General features: G+C 72.4%; 18 protein-coding genes. 6 read left to right on the top strand and 12 right to left on the bottom strand.

Annotation, left to right across the window (positions count from 1 at the left end; genetic code table 11):
• The first annotated feature begins 64 nt into the window (after nt 1–64).
• Nucleotides 65–766, top strand: a complete 702-nt coding sequence (locus ABTY04_RS05010; RefSeq protein WP_352211915.1) for an MBL fold metallo-hydrolase — start codon at nt 65–67, stop codon at nt 764–766.
• A 276-nt stretch (nt 767–1,042) separates the two neighbouring features.
• Here the strand turns inward: ABTY04_RS05010 and ABTY04_RS05015 are convergent, their stop codons facing one another.
• Complete coding sequence (locus ABTY04_RS05015; protein ID WP_352211916.1) at nt 1,043–2,083, bottom strand: NUDIX hydrolase; 1,041 nt, start codon at nt 2,081–2,083, stop codon at nt 1,043–1,045.
• A gap of 190 nt (nt 2,084–2,273) precedes the next feature.
• Between ABTY04_RS05015 and ABTY04_RS05020 the strand changes: the two genes are divergently transcribed.
• A complete protein-coding gene (locus ABTY04_RS05020; protein WP_352212146.1) occupies nt 2,274–3,260 on the top strand; it encodes a LacI family DNA-binding transcriptional regulator in 987 nt (328 codons plus the stop codon).
• Nucleotides 3,261–3,298: 38 nt separating this feature from the next.
• Here ABTY04_RS05020 and ABTY04_RS05025 read toward each other — a convergent pair whose 3' ends face one another.
• Nucleotides 3,299–4,288 carry an ArsR/SmtB family transcription factor gene (locus ABTY04_RS05025; RefSeq protein WP_352211917.1) on the bottom strand — a complete coding sequence of 330 codons (990 nt, stop codon included), beginning with the start codon at nt 4,286–4,288 and terminating at the stop codon, nt 3,299–3,301.
• A 55-nt stretch (nt 4,289–4,343) separates the two neighbouring features.
• Here ABTY04_RS05025 and ABTY04_RS05030 point away from each other — a divergent pair, with 55 nt between their 5' ends.
• Complete coding sequence (locus ABTY04_RS05030; protein ID WP_352211919.1) at nt 4,344–5,693, top strand: MFS transporter; 1,350 nt, start codon at nt 4,344–4,346, stop codon at nt 5,691–5,693.
• On the opposite strand, the gene ABTY04_RS05035 is transcribed toward ABTY04_RS05030, so the two are convergent.
• The 6 genes from ABTY04_RS05035 to ABTY04_RS05060 form a co-directional block, all read right to left on the bottom strand.
• Nucleotides 5,608–6,906, bottom strand: coding sequence for a DUF6986 family protein (locus ABTY04_RS05035; RefSeq protein WP_352211920.1), 1,299 nt, complete (start codon nt 6,904–6,906; stop codon nt 5,608–5,610). The genes ABTY04_RS05030 and ABTY04_RS05035 overlap by 86 nt on opposite strands.
• A gap of 154 nt (nt 6,907–7,060) precedes the next feature.
• Nucleotides 7,061–8,035, bottom strand: coding sequence for an electron transfer flavoprotein subunit alpha/FixB family protein (locus tag ABTY04_RS05040; protein WP_352211921.1), 975 nt, complete (start codon nt 8,033–8,035; stop codon nt 7,061–7,063).
• A 62-nt stretch (nt 8,036–8,097) separates the two neighbouring features.
• Entirely contained in the window at nt 8,098–8,883 is a 786-nt protein-coding gene (locus ABTY04_RS05045; RefSeq protein WP_352211922.1) for an electron transfer flavoprotein subunit beta/FixA family protein, read from the bottom strand.
• 203 nt (nt 8,884–9,086) lie between these two features.
• On the bottom strand, nt 9,087–9,617 hold the full coding sequence (locus tag ABTY04_RS05050) for a flavin reductase family protein (protein WP_352211923.1): 531 nt from the start codon (nt 9,615–9,617) through the stop codon (nt 9,087–9,089).
• Nucleotides 9,618–9,688: 71 nt separating this feature from the next.
• The gene (locus tag ABTY04_RS05055) at nt 9,689–9,871 is read right to left on the bottom strand and encodes a putative leader peptide (protein ID WP_352211924.1); all 183 of its coding nucleotides are present in this window, start codon (nt 9,869–9,871) and stop codon (nt 9,689–9,691) included.
• Nucleotides 9,868–10,239 (bottom strand): thioredoxin family protein, encoded by a 372-nt coding sequence (locus ABTY04_RS05060; RefSeq protein ID WP_502996564.1) that lies wholly within the window; start codon nt 10,237–10,239, stop codon nt 9,868–9,870. The genes ABTY04_RS05055 and ABTY04_RS05060 overlap by 4 nt, the downstream gene beginning before the upstream one ends.
• A 277-nt stretch (nt 10,240–10,516) precedes the next feature.
• Here ABTY04_RS05060 and ABTY04_RS05065 point away from each other — a divergent pair, with 277 nt between their 5' ends.
• The gene (locus ABTY04_RS05065) at nt 10,517–11,239 is read left to right on the top strand and encodes a lysophospholipid acyltransferase family protein (RefSeq protein WP_352211926.1); all 723 of its coding nucleotides are present in this window, start codon (nt 10,517–10,519) and stop codon (nt 11,237–11,239) included.
• A 58-nt stretch (nt 11,240–11,297) separates the two neighbouring features.
• On the opposite strand, the gene ABTY04_RS05070 is transcribed toward ABTY04_RS05065, so the two are convergent.
• Nucleotides 11,298–11,864 carry a CGNR zinc finger domain-containing protein gene (locus tag ABTY04_RS05070; RefSeq protein ID WP_352211927.1) on the bottom strand — a complete coding sequence of 189 codons (567 nt, stop codon included), beginning with the start codon at nt 11,862–11,864 and terminating at the stop codon, nt 11,298–11,300.
• A 78-nt stretch (nt 11,865–11,942) separates the two neighbouring features.
• On the opposite strand from ABTY04_RS05070, the gene ABTY04_RS05075 reads away from it, so the two are divergent.
• On the top strand, nt 11,943–13,220 hold the full coding sequence (locus tag ABTY04_RS05075; RefSeq protein WP_352211928.1) for an MFS transporter: 1,278 nt from the start codon (nt 11,943–11,945) through the stop codon (nt 13,218–13,220).
• Here ABTY04_RS05075 and ABTY04_RS05080 read toward each other — a convergent pair.
• Nucleotides 13,156–13,755 carry a transglutaminase-like domain-containing protein gene (locus tag ABTY04_RS05080; RefSeq protein ID WP_352211929.1) on the bottom strand — a complete coding sequence of 200 codons (600 nt, stop codon included), beginning with the start codon at nt 13,753–13,755 and terminating at the stop codon, nt 13,156–13,158. The two genes, ABTY04_RS05075 and ABTY04_RS05080, sit on opposite strands and share 65 nt — an antisense overlap.
• A 205-nt stretch (nt 13,756–13,960) precedes the next feature.
• On the opposite strand from ABTY04_RS05080, the gene ABTY04_RS05085 reads away from it, so the two are divergent.
• Nucleotides 13,961–15,574 carry an MFS transporter gene (locus tag ABTY04_RS05085; protein WP_352211930.1) on the top strand — a complete coding sequence of 538 codons (1,614 nt, stop codon included), beginning with the start codon at nt 13,961–13,963 and terminating at the stop codon, nt 15,572–15,574.
• Between the two features lie 108 nt (nt 15,575–15,682).
• Here ABTY04_RS05085 and ABTY04_RS05090 read toward each other — a convergent pair whose 3' ends face one another.
• Together ABTY04_RS05090 and ABTY04_RS05095 are read right to left on the bottom strand one after the other, a co-directional pair.
• The gene (locus ABTY04_RS05090; protein ID WP_266631753.1) at nt 15,683–16,744 is read right to left on the bottom strand and encodes a threonine aldolase family protein; all 1,062 of its coding nucleotides are present in this window, start codon (nt 16,742–16,744) and stop codon (nt 15,683–15,685) included.
• Nucleotides 16,741–17,505 carry an SDR family NAD(P)-dependent oxidoreductase gene (locus tag ABTY04_RS05095; RefSeq protein ID WP_352211931.1) on the bottom strand — a complete coding sequence of 255 codons (765 nt, stop codon included), beginning with the start codon at nt 17,503–17,505 and terminating at the stop codon, nt 16,741–16,743. The genes ABTY04_RS05090 and ABTY04_RS05095 overlap by 4 nt, the downstream gene beginning before the upstream one ends.
• Between the last annotated feature and the right edge of the window lie 9 nt (nt 17,506–17,514).

The following is a 17,514-nucleotide window of genomic DNA, read 5'->3' on the forward strand; positions in this document are numbered from 1 at the left end:
GGGCGAACTCCGCTCCCGGTGAAAGGTGGGCCGGGAGCGGGGTCGGTGGGCGTACGTTCGACGCATGGATCTTGTCGAAGTGCTCCCCGAGCGGCTCCACATGCTGCGCTTCCCGATCGGCCAGGCATACCTGTGGCGCGACGGCGAAGCGCTGACCCTGATCGACTCCGGCCACGCCGGCTCCGCAACAGCGATCGAGGACGCGATCCGCTCCCTCGGGCTGAGCCCCGAGCGGCTGGAGCGGATCGTGCTGACCCACTGCCACCGCGACCACATCGGCGCCGCGGACGAACTCGCCGGGCGCTGGGGTGCGCAGGTACTGGCGCACCGCCTGGAGGCCCCGGTGGTCCGGGGCGAGGTCCCGGTCCCGGAGCCGGTCCTGCTGGACTGGGAAATCCCGCTGTACGAGCACGGCCTGACGGTTCCCGAAGCGCCGCCGACCCGGGTCGACCGCGAGGTCGAGGACGGTGAGGTGCTCCCGTTCGGCGACGGTGCGGTGGTGGTCCACGCCCCGGGCCACACCCCGGGGAGCATCGGCATCCATCTGCCGCACCACGGGGTGCTGTTCGCGGGCGACTGCATTGCGGGGGTGGGCCAGGTGATGCTGGGCGTGTTCAACGTGGACCGCGCGCAGGCCCGGGCCTCCTTCCGCCGTCTGGCGGCGCTGTCCCCGTCGGTGGCCTGCTTCGGCCACGGCGACCCGCTGACCACGGACGCGGCGGCCACTCTGCACACGGCCGCGGAGTCGGAGCCGTCCGTCCCGTGACCGCCGGGCAGTGCTGCTGCCCGCTGCTCGGGTCCTGCTCCCCGCCCCGCCCCCTCCGCTTCCCGAGCTCTGCCCGGCCCGCGCGCCCCGATCGGCGGCGGGGCGGGGCACGACCCCGGCGCATGCGGCCCGCCCCGTCCGCGGACGACGCGCCGGAGGCCCTCGGAGGAAATCCGTTGAGGATCCTCGGCGGTGGCTGCGCCGGAAGGGCCGGGGCAGAGGCCCCTGCCGCTGCGCCGCGGCCTCGGGCCGTGCCGCCCGGCCCGCCCCGGAGGGTTACGGCGTGGGCCGGCCCCCCTCCAGGTACAGCGGGCACCCCCGCTCCCGCGCCCGCAGCGCCCACCGCAGCCGCTCGTAGCGCACCGCCGGGAGCAACCCGGCCGCCTCCTGCTCCGTCACGAACCGCCACGCCCGCAGCTCCGGTCCCGGCAACCGGAGCCCGGCCGCGGCGGCGGCCGGGAGGCGGCCCCCGTCGAACAGCAGCCGCAGCCCCCCGTACGCCGGGGGTGCCGGCGGCTCCCAGTCCACGACCAGCAGCCCCGGCACCGCGTCCAGCGCCAGACCCAGTTCCTCCGCGACCTCCCGCACCCCGGCGCACCCCGGCGCCTCGCCCGCCTCCACGACGCCGCCCGGGAACTCCCACCCCGGCTTGTACGTCGGATCGACCAGCAGCACCCGGTCCTCGTCGTCGAAGAGCAGGACCCCCGCCGCCACCGTCTCCCGCGTCGGCTCCGGCGTCTGCACGATGTCGCAGACGCGGGCCGCATCCGTACGCACGGCTTCGGCGATCCGCTCCGCCGTCTCCCGTACGCTCAGGCGGCCGTTGTCGATGACGTGCGCATCCGCAGCGAGCCAGCCGCTCAGCGCCTGCCGGTACGCGCGGAGGTGGTCGTACTCCCACTGCCGCACCCGCACGTCCGCCTCCTGTGGGGCCCCCGGCTCTCCCCGTGTCGCGATCCGCTCCCGCAGGATCGTTTCCTCGGGGGCGAGCAGCACATGCCGCACCGGGATCCGCCGCGCCGCGAGCCCGCCGAAGATCTCGTCCCGGTACTCCTGCCTCAGCAGTGTCATCGGCACCACCAGCACCCCGCCGAGCTCCGCGAGCATCGCGGCAGCCGTGTCCACCACCAGGCGCCGCCAGCTCGGCAGGTCCTGGTGGTCGCGGACCTCCGCGAGGCGTTTGCGCGGCAGCAGTTGGCGTAGCGAGTCGCCGACGAGCTCCGGGTCGTACAGGGTGCTGTCGGGCAGGATCCCGGTCAGTTCGCGGGCCGTGCTGGTCTTCCCGGCGCCGAATGTGCCGTTGATCCAGACAATCACGTCTACCCCTCTCCCCATGGCTCGTCCGGAGCCCCCAGTGGCTTGCCCGCATCACCCTGCCACGGAAACCCGCCCCTGATCCCAGTGCTTATGCTCAGGACCAGAGCCCCGCCCCGCCATCTCCGGAGGTTTCCGTCCCGTGCCGCAGACCCGCCGCCCGTCCGACGTCCGCTACGGCAACCGGCCGACCATGAAGGACGTGGCGGCCCGTGCCGGTGTGGGTCTCAAGACGGTGTCGCGGGTGGTCAACGGCGAGGCGGGGGTCACCCCGGACACGGTCCGGCGGGTCCGGGAGGCCATCGAGGCGCTCGGCTTCCGCCGCAACGACAGCGCACGCGTGCTGCGCAAGGGCCGTACCGCCACCGTGGGACTGGTCCTGGAAGACCTCGCGGACCCCTTCTACGGGCCGCTGAACCGGGCCGTGGAGGAAGTGGCCCGGGCCCACGGGGCGCTCCTCATCAACGGGTCCAGCGCCGAGGACCCCGACCGGGAGCGGGAGTTGGCCCTGGCACTGTGTGCGCGCCGGGTGGACGGGCTGATCGTGATCCCGGCCGGGGACGACCACCGCTATCTGGAGCCGGAGATCCGGGCGGGCATGGCGACGGTGTTCGTGGACCGGCCGGCGGGCCGGATCGACGCGGACGTGGTGCTGTCGGACAGCTTCGGCGGTGCCCGTGCGGGGGTGGCGCACCTGATCGGGGGCGGCCACCGCCGGATCGGTTTCATCGGGGACCACCCGCACATCCACACGGCGGCGGAACGCCTGCGCGGCTACCGCGAGGCGATGGCGGACGCGGGCCTGCCCGTGGCGGAGTCCTGGGTCTCCCTCGGCTCCACGTCCCCGGAGCGCGTCGGGGAGGCGGCCCGGGCGATGCTGGCGGGCCCCGGCCCCGTCACGGCGGTCTTCGCGGGGAACAACCGGGTGACGGTGACGGCGGTACGGGTCCTTGCCGGGCACCCGCTGCCGGTGGCCCTGGTCGGCTTCGACGACTTCGAACTGGCCGACCTGCTGCGCCCCGGGGTGACCGTGGTCGCCCAGGACGCGGCGGCCCTGGGCCGGGTGGCCACGGACCGCCTGTTCCAACGCCTCGCGGGCGCGGCCCCGCCCCCGGCCCGCATCGAACTCCCGACCCGCCTGATCCCCCGCGGCTCGGGCGAACTCCCCCCGGCCGCCTGACGCCTGGGGCCGCCTCCCGGCGGCAGCCGGGGGGAGGATCAGGCGGGCCCGGACGGGCCGGCCAGCCGGTCACCGAGGGGGCTGCGCCGGTACAGGACCAGCCGACCGTCGCGGGCCCGGGTCAGCAGGCCCGCGGCGTGGAGCGCGCGCAGGTGCTGGGACACGGCGCTCGGGGTGACCCGGAAGCGGCGGGCGATCTCCACCGTGGGCAGCGGCTCGTCGAGGACGCGGAGCAGCCGTGCCCTGGGCGCGCCGAGCAGCGACACCAGCGCCGAGTCGTCGGCGGCGGGTGCCGGGGTCCACAGCGTGGCCACTCCGCGGCTGGGGTACACCAGCAGGGGCGGTTCCTCGGGGCTCACCGGAGGCGCCGGCTTGTGGACGAAGACGGACGGTACGAGGAGCAGGCCCCGGCCGCGTGCCTCGACGTGGTGGCTGCTGATCATCTGGTCGATGTGCAGTACGCCGCCGTGCCAGCGGAGGTTCGGGTGCATGCCTGCGAACAGCCGGCGGGCGCCGCCCATGGCCAGTTGCCGCGCGCGGTAGGTCATGTCGGCTTCCAGGAGCAGCCGCATTTGCGGCCACATCGGCTTGACGGCCACCTCCCAGTAGGACCTGATGACCTCGCAGACGGCGTCGCGGACGGCAAGCACCTTCGCGTCGTCGGCGGTGGCGGCGTCCCTGAGGGCTTCGGGAAGGGGGTCGGGGGCGTGCGCGGCCAGCAGATCGCGCCGGACCAGGCCGGGCGGGGTGTCGCGGACCGCCGCCAGCTCCTCATCGAAGGACGGGTCGAAGCTCGCGGGCCGCGGGGTCAGGAAGTCCGGGAGGGTGCGCCGTTGCGCGACCACGGACAGCAGCAGGCGGGTGTCGAGCGTGCCGAGGCGGCCGAGGACGGACCTGCGCCACGGGAGGTGCAGCGCGGAGAGCCCCGGCTCGCGCAGCACCCGCAGGCTGAAGACCGTCTCGCTCAGAGGCGAGACGGCGAATCGCGTGTCGGCGAGGTCCTCGACGCCGAGCCCGAAGCTGATCATTAAGCCGTACGCTACATCGATTGGCCGTGGGACGCGGGTGCCGTGGACTCGGCGCATGACACACACAGCGGGCCGGCGGGCCGAGTTGAGCCGCGGGACGGTCCTGATCCTGGCTTCGACCTGTGCCGTGGCCGTGGGGAACATCTACTTCCCGCAGGCGATCAGCCCTCTGATCGCGGCGGGACTGGGCGTCTCCCCCGACACGGCGTCGCTGGTGGTGACGGCAACTCAGATCGGCTACACGGCAGGGATGTTCCTGCTGGTTCCGCTCGGCGACCGGCTCCCGCACCGCCCGTTCCTCGTGGTCCTGCTCGCCCTCTCCGGCGTGGCCCTGCTCGCCGCGGGCTGCGCGCCCGCCCTGCCGTTCCTCGTCGCCGCGGGCGCGTTCGCCGGGGTCACCACGGTGGCCGCGCAGGTCGTCGCCCCGATGGCGGCCGGGCTGGTGGCCCCCGACCGGCGGGGAGCGGTGATGGGAACCCTGCTCAGCGGGTCCATCGGCGGCATGCTGCTGGCCCGTACCTTCAGCTCGACGCTCGGCGAATGGCTGGGGTGGCGGGCTCCGTACCTGGCGGCCTCGGTCCTCGTCCTGCTCCTGGCCGGTGTTCTGGCGCGCACGCTCCCGGCCACGACCCCGCCCTCGCGCAGTCCGTACGGGGCGCTGCTGGCCGACTCGCTGCGCCTGTTGCGCACCGAACCCCGGCTGCGCCGCTCCTGCCTCTACCAGGCGTCGGTCTTCGGCGGTTTCTCGGCCGTCTGGACCTGCCTGGCGCTTCTCGTCACCGGTCCGGCGTACGGCATGGGCACCCAGGCCGTGGGGATGCTGGCTCTGGTCGGCGGGGTCACCATGCTGTGCACCCCGCTCGCCGGGCGCCTGGTGGACCGGGGCGGGCCCGACCGGATGAACTTCGTCTGCCTGACCGGGGTCCTCCTCGCGGCCGCGGTCCTGGCCGCGGGGGCCTCGGGCGGTACGCCGGGGCTGGCCGCACTGACCGTCGGCACGCTCCTGCTCGACATCGCGCTGCAGTGCGGCACGGTCGCCAATCAGGCCCGGGTCTTCTCCGTGCGCCCCGACGCCCGGGGCAGGCTCAACACCGCCTACATGACCTGCGCGTATCTGGGCGGGAGTGCCGGGTCCTGGCTGGGCGTGCGGACCTACGGGCTCGCCGGGTGGCGGGGCGTGTGCGCGCTCGTGGCCGTGCTCGCCGCGCTGGCCCTGGCCCGCCACCTCGCGCCGCCCTCCGCGGCGCCGGAGCCGCCCGGAAACGGCGAGGCCCGCCCGGGAGGTTCCCGGACGGGCCTGTCGCTCGGGCCCCGGCCGCTCAGGCGGTCGCCGTCAGCGTCGCCGAGCGGCGCGGGATCGCGAAGGCGTCCAGTTCGGCGCGGGTCAGGCCGGTCAGGGCGGTGACCTCGCCCGTGCCCACCGCACCGCAGTCCAGGCCGCGGACCAGGTAGCCGGCCAGGGCCTTGGCCGTGGCGGGCTCGTCCATCACGTCGCCCTCGATCTTCGCGACGTACGCCTTCAGCCGCGCGGCAGCCGCCTCAAGGCCCTCGCGGTAGAAGGTGAACACCGCCGCGTAGCGGGTCGGGAGGTGGCCCGGGTGCATGTCCCAGCCCTGGTAGTAGGCGCGGGCCAGGGCCCGGCGGGTGAGGCCGTAGTGCAGCTTCCAGGCCTCGTGGACGTGCTCGGTGCTGCCGATCGGCAGGACGTTCGTCGAACCGTCGGAGACGCGTACGCCGGTGCCGGCGGCCGCGACCTGCATGATCGCCTTGGCGTGGTCGGCGGCGGGGTGGTCGCTCGACTGGTACGCGGCGGAGACGCCGACGCAGGCGCTGTAGTCGAAGGTGCCGTAGTGCAGGCCGGTGGCGCGGCCCTTGGACGCCTCGATCATCCGGGCCACGGTGGCGGTGCCGTCGGAGGCGAGGATCGACTGGCTGGTCTCGACCTGGATCTCGAAGCCGATCCGGCCCGGACGCAGGCCGCGCGTGCTCTCGAAGGCCTCCAGCAGCTTGACGAAGGCGCTGACCTGCTCGGCGTACGTGACCTTGGGGAGGGTGAGGACCAGGCCGTCGGGGAGGCCCCCGTGCTCCAGCAGACCGGACAGGAAGACGTCCGTGGTGCGGATGCCGCGGTCGCGGACGTTGGACTCCATGCACTTCATGCGGATGCCCATGTACGGGGCGTTCGTGCCGTTGGAGAAGGCCTCCGAGACGAGGCGGGCGGCGCGGGCCGCGGCCTGGTCCTCCTCCTCGTCGGAGCGGACGCCGAACCCGTCCTCGAAGTCGACGCGGAGGTCCTCGACGGGCTCGCGCTGCAGCTTGGCGCGGACGCGGTCGTAGACCGGGACGGCCAGTTCGCCGGAGATGCCGAGGACCTTGGCGAAGGTGGCCGCGTCGGGGGCGTGCTCGTCGAGGGCCGCGAGGGCCTGGTCGCCCCAGGAGCGGATGGTGTCGGCCGCGAAGACGTCACCGGGGACGTAGACCGTGTGGATGGGCTGGCGGGTGCCGGGGTCACCCGGGTAGTGGCGCGCGAGCTCCGCGTCCACCGGCGCGAGGGAGGCGCTGATGCCCTCGCTGACCGCGCCTGCGAGGCTCGTCGCCACCTTCTCCTGCTGACCCATCGTCCACTCTCCTCGTTTTTCCGCTTCACGGAAGCTTAGATCCGCATGGCAGAATTTAGTTATGGGTCATTGTCTAGTCAATGGTTGCAGGAAACACCTCGGGGCCGCGTGGTGAGTGTCACCACGCGGCCCCGAGTCACAGCATCGACGCAGGTCAGCCCTTGCGGGCCTTGATCTCCTCGGTCAGCTGCGGGACGACGGCGAAGAGGTCGCCGACCACGCCGTAGTCGACCAGGTCGAAGATCGGGGCCTCGGCGTCCTTGTTGATGGCCACGATGGTCTTCGAGGTCTGCATGCCGGCCCGGTGCTGGATCGCGCCCGAGATGCCGGAGGCGATGTAGAGCTGCGGGGAGACCGACTTGCCGGTCTGGCCGACCTGGTTGGTGTGCGGGTACCAGCCGGCGTCGACGGCGGCGCGCGAGGCGCCGACGGCGGCACCGAGGGAGTCCGCGAGCTCCTCGATGATGTGGAAGTTCTCGGCGCCGTTGACGCCGCGGCCGCCGGAGACCACGATCGCGGCCTCGGTCAGCTCGGGGCGGCCGGTCGACTCGCGCGGGGTGCGGGAGACGACCTTGGTGCCGGTGGCCAGGGCGCCGAAGGTGACGGCGAGCGCCTCGACGGCGCCGGCGGCCGGGGCGGCCTCGACCGGAGCCGAGTTCGGCTTGACGGTGATGACCGGGGTGCCCTTGGAGACGCGGGACTTGGTGGTGAAGGACGCGGCGAACGCGGACTGCGTCGCGACCGGACCCTCGTCACCCGCCTCCAGGTCGACGGCGTCGGTGATGATGCCGGAGCCGATGCGGACCGCCAGGCGGGCGGCGATCTCCTTGCCCTCGGCGGAGGACGGGACGAGCACGGCGGCGAGGGAGCCGGCGGCGGACACCGAGTCGTACGCGGCCTGGAGCGCGTCCACCTTCGGTACGACGAGGTACTCGGCGAACTCGGGGGCGTCGGCGGTCAGGACCTTGACCGCACCGTGCTCGGCGAGCACGGCGGCGGTGTTCTCGGCACCGGCGCCGAGGGCGACGGCGACGGGCTCGCCGATGCGGCGGGCCAGGGTCAGCAGCTCAAGGGTGGGCTTGCGGACGGCGCCGTCCGCGTGGTCGACGTAGACGAGGACTTCAGCCATGGGAATGCTCCTGCGAATGCGAAGTAGTCAGGGGGCGATCGAGAGGATGTCGGCCGAAGCTCTTAGATGAACTTCTGGCCGGCCAGGAACTCGGCCAGCTGCTTGCCGCCCTCGCCCTCGTCCTTGACGATCGTGCCGGCGGTACGGGCCGGACGCTGCGCCGCGGAGTCGACCGCGGTCCAGGAGCCCTCAAGGCCGACCTCGTCCGACTCGATCTCCAGCTCCTCCAGGTCCCAGGACTCCACCGGCTTCTTCTTGGCAGCCATGATGCCCTTGAAGGAGGGGTAGCGGGCCTCGCCCGACTGGTCCGTCACGGAGACGAGCGCCGGGAGGGAGGCCTCCAGCTGCTCGCTCGCGGAGTCGCCGTCGCGGCGGCCCGTCACGGTGCCGTCCTCGACCTTGACCTCGGAGAGCAGGGTGACCTGCGGGACGCCCAGGCGCTCGGCCAGGATCGCCGGGAGCACGCCCATGGTGCCGTCGGTCGAGGCCATGCCGGTGATGACCAGGTCGTAGCCGGCCTTCTCGATCGCCTTGGCGAGCACCAGCGAGGTGCCCATGACGTCGGTGCCGTGCAGGTCGTCGTCCTCGACGTGGATGGCCTTGTCGGCACCCATGGACAGCGCCTTGCGCAGCGCGTCCTTGGCGTCCTCGGGGCCCACCGTCAGAACGGTGATCTCGGCGTCGTCGGCCTCTTCGGCGATCTGCAGCGCCTGCTCGACGGCGTACTCGTCGAGCTCCGACAGCAGACCGTCGACGTCGTCGCGGTCGACCGTCAGGTCATCGGCGAAGTGCCGGTCGCCGGTGGCGTCGGGCACGTACTTCACACAGACAACGATCCTCAGGCTCACGCCGGCTCTCCTACCGCATCGTCTTTTTTCTGATACCGCCTTGTGCAGGCAGCATAGGCGCCTTGTTGGGCGGATCCCGGTCGGGGCGGCCCGCGCTCCGAAGGGAATGTTACTCGTCAGTACACCGCGGGTCCTCCACGGTTGCAAGGCCGGTGAACTGTGATCTGTCCAACGCCACCCGAACCCGCCCCAGCAGGGACGATTCAGTCGCGCAACGCGTTGAAGCGACCCTGGTGGTACAGCAGCGGCCGGCCCTCCCCCACCGGGTCCCCGACCACGGCCTCCGCGATGATCACCCGGTGCGCCCCGGCCGGCACCCGCGCCACGACCCGGCACACCAGCCACGCCAGTACGTCGTCCAGCACCGGAACGTCATGCGGACCCGGGGCCCAGCCCGTGCCCGGCCCGAACCGGTCGGCTCCGCTCCGGGCGAACAGCCCCGCCAGATCGCTCTGGTGCTCGCCGAGTATGTGGACGCCGAGGTGCTCGGAGTCGCGTATCGCGGGCCAGCTGGAGGCGCCGGTGGCGATGGTGAAGGACAACAGCGGCGGATCGGCGGAGACGGAGTTCAGCGAGGTCGCGGTGAACCCGACCGGCCGGCCGCCGTCCTCGGCGGTGATCACGGCGACTCCCGCGGCGTGCTGGCGGAAGACGGAGCGCAGCAGGTCGGGCGAGCCTGGCTGACCGGTGGTGAATCGTGCGGACTGTGCGGTCGGGGCCATAGGGGCCGTCATGGTGATGCTTCCTTCTGCCGCGGAGGCGGCGGGCACGGGCGCGGTCGGATCGGGTCGGAGGCCGGGGTCGTTCAGTGGCCCCGACAACGCGCGCTCGCGTAGCGGACGAGGTCCACATGGACCCGCCCGTAAAGCAGGAGTTCGTACCGCATGCCGCCAGCCTGGCGATCTCCCGTGTACACAGTCAAGCCGCAACGGGCAGATGCGAGGCGCGTCACGCTGTGTGCGGGCGCGCGTACCGGCGCGCCCGTCATACCGCGGCACCCAGGGCCGCGATCACATCCGCCTTGCGCGGCATTCCCGCCGCGCGCCGGACGATCCGGCCCTCGGAGTCCAGTACGAGCACGGTCGGCGTCTTCTCGATCCCCAGGGCGCGCACCAGCTCAAGGCGCGCCTCGGCGTCGATCTCGATGTGCGCGACACCCTCGACCAGGTCCGCCACCTCGGCAAGGATCCGCCGGGTGGCCCGGCACGGCTGGCAGAACGCGCTGGAGAACTGCACCAGGCTCGCCCGCTCCCCCGGCTCCGCGCCCAGTTCCGCCGCGCCCAGCCGCGCCCCGCCCGGCCGCCCGGCGTCCGGCCGTGCTCCGCCCGCGCCGCGCCGCTCCTCGTCCCCGCGCACCCCTGCTCCCGTCGCCACTGCACGTCCGCCCCGTCCGGGCGGTCGTCCGCCGTCGCCGCGGACCCCGTTCGCGCATCGTTGAAGTACGTTCGTACGGTGATCCGAGCGCCCCGTGCACGCGCTGCATTCCCGGCGTGACAAGAATCTCCTCGGGCACGGTCGTCTGGACTGGCCTGCAGCCCGCGTATGGGGCACGATCCCCAAGGGCCGCGTACCTACGCAGCCGTAACTTCCAGCCGGGAGCACCTCCCCAGGCAGAAAGCGGGGTCTCCCCCTCATGGCTGAGCTTGTCTACCCTCCGGTGATCGGCGCCGCCCACACCCTTTTCCGGGCGCTGGACATCCGCATCGACATGAAGGGCACGGAGAACATCCCGCGCAAGGGCGGGGCGGTTCTCGTGTCGAACCACATCGGCTACCTCGACTTCATCTTCGCCGGCCTGACGGCGCGGCCGCAGAAGCGCCTGGTCCGCTTCATGGCGAAGGAGTCGGTGTTCCGCCACAGGGTGTCCGGCCCGCTGATGCGCGCGATGAAGCACATCCCGGTGGACCGCAAGCAGGGTGAGACGGCCTACCAGCACGCCCTCGACTCGCTGCGCGCCGGCGAGATCATCGGCGTGTTCCCGGAGGCGACGATCTCCCAGTCGTTCACCCTCAAGAGCTTCAAGTCGGGTGCCGCGCGCATGGCCCAGGAGGCCGGCGTCCCGCTCATCCCGGTGGCGCTGTGGGGCACCCAGCGTCTGTGGACCAAGGGCCGCCCGAAGAACCTCAAGCGCAGCCACATCCCGGTGACGATGCGGGTCGGCGAGCCCATCGAGGCGCCGACCGACCAGTACGCCGGGGCGATCACCCGCCGCCTGCGCGAGCGGGTGCAGGAGCTGCTGGAGGCGGCGCAGCGCGCGTACCCGGCCGCCCCCAAGGGCCCCGAGGACTCGTGGTGGCTGCCCGCCCACCTGGGCGGCACCGCGCCGACGGCGGCCCAGGTCAAGGAAGCGGGCTGATTCGGCACCACCGGGTCGGGTGATCGTGCGGCCCCGCTGTTCACGGCGGGGCCGCACGTTACCGGCCCTCCGTCACCTCCGCCCGCTTGCGCCTCCGGTGCGCGGCGACCCGCGCACGCGTGGCGCAGGTGGCCGAGCAGTACCGGCGGGCGCTGCCGGGCCCGGCCCCCAGGAAGAACCGCCCGCAGCCCCCGGCCGCGCAGGCGCCCCACGCGATCCGCCCGTACTCCGTCAGCAGCCGGGACAGCGCCAGGGCCCCGGATGCCAGGAACCACTCGCCCCACCCGGCCTGCTCCCCCCGGTCCACGTGCAGGTGCCAGGGGTGGCCGCCGTGCCGTGTCAGCCGGGGCGGGGCGGCGTAGTGGGCGAACAGCTCGTTGAGGGCCTCGGCGGCCCGGTCCTCGTCGGTCTCGGCGAGGACCGCCCCGATCCGCCGGGCGGCGGCCCGCAGTTCGGCCGCGTCCGCGTCGGTGAAGGCCTCCTCCGTGAGGTCGGCGGGGTGCTCCCCGTGCCGCGCAAGGAGCGCCGCGAGCTCGGCGCGCGGAAGTCCGGGGTCCACGCGGACCGCCTCGGCGAGGTCGATCAGCCGCCGGTCCGCCGAGAACCCCTGCGCCGAATCGTCCATCCCAGGATCCTTTCGCTCTACACCTGTATGACGTAACGTCTTGTGCCGCTATCACGTTACACAGCGAGGGAGCCGGGGATGCACGGGTTCGGGCGGTACCTGGCGGCTGCGCTGGCGGCGCGGTTCGCCTCCGAGGGCATGAGCCTCGCGGTCGTCCTGCTCGCCCTGGAGCGCACCGGGAGCGCCGCGCACGGGGCCTTCGTACTGACCGCCTGGCTTGCGCCACACGTACTGGCGGCCCCGCTCGCCGGAGCGGCCGCCGCCCGGACCCGGCGGCCGAGGCTGTTCCACGTGGGCGTGCTGGCCGGGTTCACCTGCGCCGTGGCGGCATTGTCCGTGCTGCTGGGCCGGGCCCCGGCGCCGCTGGTGCTCGCAGTGGCACTCCTGGGCGGCAGCTGCGGGCCGATGGTGACGGGCGGGATGTCCAGCCTGGTCGCCGGGCTGGTCCCGGCGGGGGCCGGGCGGGACCGGGCGTACGCGTGGGACGCGTCGACCTACAACGCCGCCGCGGTGACCGCCCCGGCGGTGGTGGGCCTGGCCGCCGCGCTGGGCTCGGCCGCGCCCGCGATGGCGGCGCTCGCACTGGCCGGTGCGCTCGCGGCGGCGCTGGCCGCGACGCTGCCGTACGGAACCCCGCCGCCGGGTCCGGGGTCGAAGCCGGGGGCCGGCACCGGAGCGAACCCCGGGTCTGCCCCTGCGGCCGGCCTGGGCGCCGGGCTGGCGGCCCTGTGGCGGATCCGGGAGCTGCGGGCGATCACCTCGGCCACGACGCTTGCCTTCGTCGGCATCGGCACGCTCACCACCACCTCGGTGCTGCTGGCCTCCCGGCTCGGCAGCCCGGGCGCCGGGGGCGTGCTGATGACGGCGTTCGCCGTGGGCGCGCTCGCGGGCTCCGTGACGCTGAGCCGGATCACGGCAATGGAACCGGGGCGCCTCGCGCGCCGGGCCATGGCGGGGACCGGGGTCGCTCTGGCGGCGGCCGCGTTCAGCCCGTCCGTCACCGTCGGGGCGGTGCTGTTCGCCGCCGCCGGAGTGTGCGACGGGCCGCTGCTCACGGCCACCCTCCGGATCCGCTCGGAGTACGCCCCCGACGCCGTACGGACCCAGGTGTTCACCCTCGGGGCAGGACTCAAGCTGACCGCCGCGTCGGTCGGCGCCGCCCTCGTGGGGTTCGCCGCCGCCGCGCCGCCGCAGGCGCTGCTGGCCGGGATCTCCGTACTGATCCTCGCGGCGGCCCTGCTGCACGCGTCGGTGGCGCGTCAGGCTCCGGCACCGGTCGGTGCGGCGGCGGCTACAGGGCCGTCGGAAGAATCCGCCACAGCTCCGACCGGTCGGCGGACTCCCGGAGGGCCTTGAGCACGCCTGAGTGCGGGACGGCGTACAGCTCGGGGTAGTCGGCCTCGCCGAGCTCGGGGCGTACGGGGAAGGCGAGCCGCTCGGCCTCCAGGGTGAACTGGGCGTCCACACCGGGCTTGTTGCCGCGGGGGTCCTGGCGGGCCCAGTCGGCGGCGCCGGGCAGCCGGAGGGCGATCAGCCCGTGGACCGCGGGGTTCGAGCCGTCGTCGTCGGCGAGCCGCTGGTAGCAGAGGCCGGCCGGGACGCCCCGGGCGCGCAGGAGGGCGACCAGCGCATGGGACTTGGCGTAGCAGACGCCGTTGCGCGTGCCGAGCACGTCCGAGGCGCGCCAGGAGACGCGCGAGTCTCCGGAGTCGGCGGAGTGCGGAATGGTGTCGCGAACGAACTCGAAGGCCACCTTGGCGTATGAGTATGCGTCGCCAGTCGCGGTCCAGAGGGCATCGGCGGTCTCCCGTACGAGCGGGTGGTCGTGATCGATCACCTCATCTGCGACCAAATAGGCATGAATGTCCGAGCTCTGCGGGATCAGCTGCATGATCCAGAGCATAGGCCCGCCCTCGACCGCAGATCAATGAATTTACATACTCACGCATACATATACCAACCGTCACCCGGGCGCTCCCCTGTCGACCACCCCAGGATCGTCCGTCCGCCGGGCCACGTGCGGGCCCAGACCCCCTTCGGCGGGTCGCCGACACGCGAGTCGCACGAATACCCACAATGCCCATATGCGAACAAATATGACCGATTCTGAAACATCGACCGCAAATACCGCGAAAGGTATTCTCCTCACCCTGGCTGCGGGACAGTTCCTGATGACGCTCGACACGTCTGTGATGAACGTGTCGATCGCGACCGTGGCCGAGGACCTGGGCACTACGGTGACCGGGATCCAGGGGGCAATCACCGCCTACACGCTGGTGATGGCGATGTTGATGATCCCCGGCGGCAAGGTCGGTGCGATCATCGGCCGCAAACGCGCCTTCATGATCGGATGCCTCATCTACGGCGCGGGTTCGTTCACCACGGCGATCTCCCCGAACCTCTCCGTGCTCCTGCTCGGCTGGTCGTTCCTTGAAGGAGTCGGTGCAGCGCTGATCCTGCCGGCGATCGTGGGGCTGGTCGCCGGCAACTTCTCCGTGGAGCGGCGCCCGGCCGCCTACGGCATCGTTGCGGCCTCAGGAGCGATCGCGATCGCCGTCGGGCCGCTCGTCGGGGGCTTCGCAACGACCTACTTTTCCTGGCGCTGGGTGTTCGCCGGCGAGGTGGTCATGGTGCTCGGGATTCTGGCCTTCGCCCGTCGGGTTGCCGATGCGCCGCCTGCCCAGCGCCCGCGTATCGATGTCATCGGCGCCGTCCTCGCGGCGGCCGGGCTCGGACTGTTCGTGTACGGCATCCTCCAAGCGGATGAATGGGGCTGGTCCAAGCCCAAGCCGGACGCGCCCTCATGGTTCGGGCTCTCGCCGGTCGTATGGCTGATGCTGGCGGGCGTGCTGCTGATGTGGGCCTTCCTCCGATGGGAGGCCCACCTCGTCCGTCAGAGCAAGGAACCGCTCGTGGGCCCCGGCCTGCTCAAGATCCGGCAGTTCACCGGCGGCCTGACGATGTTCTTCTTCCAGTACTTCATCCAGATGGGCGTGTTCTTCGTCGTTCCGCTCTACCTGTCCGTCGCACTCGGCCTGTCTGCGCTGGAGACGGGCGCGCGCATCCTGCCGCTTTCCGTGACCTTGCTGGCAGCAGCCCTCGGGATCCCCCGGCTGCTCCCCAAGGCGTCGCCACGCCGGGTAGTGCGGATCGGGGTCCTGTTGATGCTCCTGGGTGCAGTCGTCCTGATGGCGGCCCTCGACGTGGACTCGGGCGGGGAGGTCGTCACCGTTCCCCTTCTGCTGCTCGGTCTGGGCATGGGCGCTCTCGCCTCCCAGCTGGGAGCGGTCACGGTGTCCGCCGTGCCGACCGAACAGAGCGACGAGGTCGGGGGCCTCCAGAACACGGTCACCAACCTCGGAGCATCCGTCGGCACGGCCCTTGCCGGGTCGATCATGATCGGCGTGCTGGCGGCGTCCTTCACGACCAACATCCAGCAGAGCGATGCGATCCCGTCCCAGGTCAAGAGCCAGGCGAGTGTGGAACTCGCGAGCGGTGTGCCCTTCGTGTCGGACGCCCAGCTGAAGGCCGGCCTCAATGAAGCAGGCGCGAGTTCCCAGGGGACCCAAGCCGCACTCGACGCGAACGCAGACGCGAGGATCGATGGCCTGAAGGCCGCACTCGCCGTCCTGACGCTGGTCGGGCTCCTCTCCCTGTTCTTCGTTCCGCGCATCCCCGCGACGCAACCCCGCGGGGTGCCGAACGGATGAGCCGCGGCCGAACCTGTCCGTGCCCGGCAGCACGCCGGCCGGGACCCCTTCACCAGGGGCCCCGGCCGGGGAGACACATTTCAGCAGGTCATGGCCAAAGGAGACGGTCTAGCGGGCCAGCTCTTCCTTCAGCGCCTGGAGGAAGCCGTCCACGTCCTCCTCCTGAGTGTCGAAGCCGCACATCCAGCGCACGTGGCCGGCGACCTCGTCCCAGAAATAGAAGCGGTAACGCTTCTGCAGCCGCCGCGACACCTCGTGCGGCAGCTTGGCGAACACGGCGTTGGCCTGCACCGGGTAGAGGATCTCGACCCCGTCGGTCTCGCGCACGCCCGCCGCGAGCCGCTGCGCCATCGCATTGGCGTGCTGGGCGTTGCGCAGCCACAGGTCCTTCGCGAGCAGCGCCTCCAGCTGCACCGACACGAACCGCATCTTGGACGCGAGCTGCATCGACATCTTGCGGATGTGCTTCATCTGCCGGACCGCGTCCGGGTTGACGACCACCACGGCCTCGCCGAACATCATGCCGTTCTTGGTGCCGCCGTACGACAGCACGTCCACGCCCACCGTGTTGGTGAACGTGCGCATCGGCACGTCGAGCGAGGCCGCGGCGTTGGCTATCCGGGCCCCGTCGAGGTGGACCTTCATGCCGTGGCCGTGGGCGTGCTCGCAGATCGCCCGGATCTCGTCAGGCGTGTACACCGTGCCCAGCTCGGTGTTCTGGGTGATCGAGACGACCTGCGGCATCGCCCGGTGCTCGTCCTCCCAGCCCCATGCCTGCCGGTCGATGAGCTCGGGGGTGAGCTTGCCGTCCGGGGTCGGGACGGTGAGCAGCTTGAGCCCGGCCATCCGCTCCGGGGCGCCGCCCTCGTCGACGTTGATGTGGGCCGTCTCGGCGCAGATCACCGCACCCCAGCGGTCCGTCAGGGCCTGGAGGGCCGTGACGTTCGCGCCGGTGCCGTTGAAGACCGGGAAGGCCTCCGCGTACGGACCGAAGTGGCTGCGGATGATCTTCTGCAGGTTTTCGGTGTACTCGTCCTCGCCGTAGGCGACCTGGTGGCCGCCGTTGGCGAGGGCGAGGGCCTCCAGGATCTCCGGATGGACCCCCGCGTAGTTGTCGCTCGCGAAACCGCGCACCGCCGGATCGTGGTGGCGGCGGGCATCGGTCTTCACGGTTGCGGAGTGAGCCACAGACGCTGTCCGTTCACATCGATGGCGGGCCGCTCCCATACGCCGGCGATGGCCTCGGCCAGCTCCTTGACGTCGGTGAAGCCCGCGAACTTCGCATTGGGACGCTCGGCGCGCATGGCGTCGTGCACCAGTGCCTTGATCACCAGGATCGCAGCCGCCGCGCCGGGTCCCTCCTCGCCCCCCGCCTTACGGAAGGAGTCGGCGAGCGCGAGCGTCCAGGCTTCGGCGGCCGCCTTGCCCGCGTTGTACGCGGCGTTGTTGGCGACCGGCTTGTGCGCGCCGGACTGGCTGACGAGGACGTAGCGGCCGCGGTCACTGCGCAGCAGTGCATCGTGGAAGGCGAGCGACGTGTGCTGGACGGTGCGGATCAGGAGCTTCTCCAGGAAGTCCCAGTCCGCGAGGTCCGTGTCGGTGAAGGTGGTGCTGCCGCGCCAGCCGCCCACGAGGTGGACGAGCCCGTCCACGCGGCCGAACTCCTTCTCGGTCCGCTCGGCCCAGGCCTTGGTGGCCTCCAGGTCGAGCAGGTCAACTGTGTCACCGGTGACGGTGGCGCCGCCGTGGGCGTAGCGGGCCGCGTCCACGGACTCCGCGAGGCGCGTCGGGTCGGCGTCGGCCGCCACGACGACGGCACCGGCCTCGGCGAGGCGGAGCAGGGCGGCGTGGCCGGCGGGGCCGCCGGCCCCGGCCACCGCGACGACGGCCCCGTGGAGCATGCCGTTTCCGGACTTCGCAGCGCTGTTCATCTGTGCAGC

It is taken from the genome of Streptomyces sp. NPDC097981, assembly GCF_040302565.1.
GTDB lineage: Bacteria > Actinomycetota > Actinomycetes > Streptomycetales > Streptomycetaceae > Streptomyces.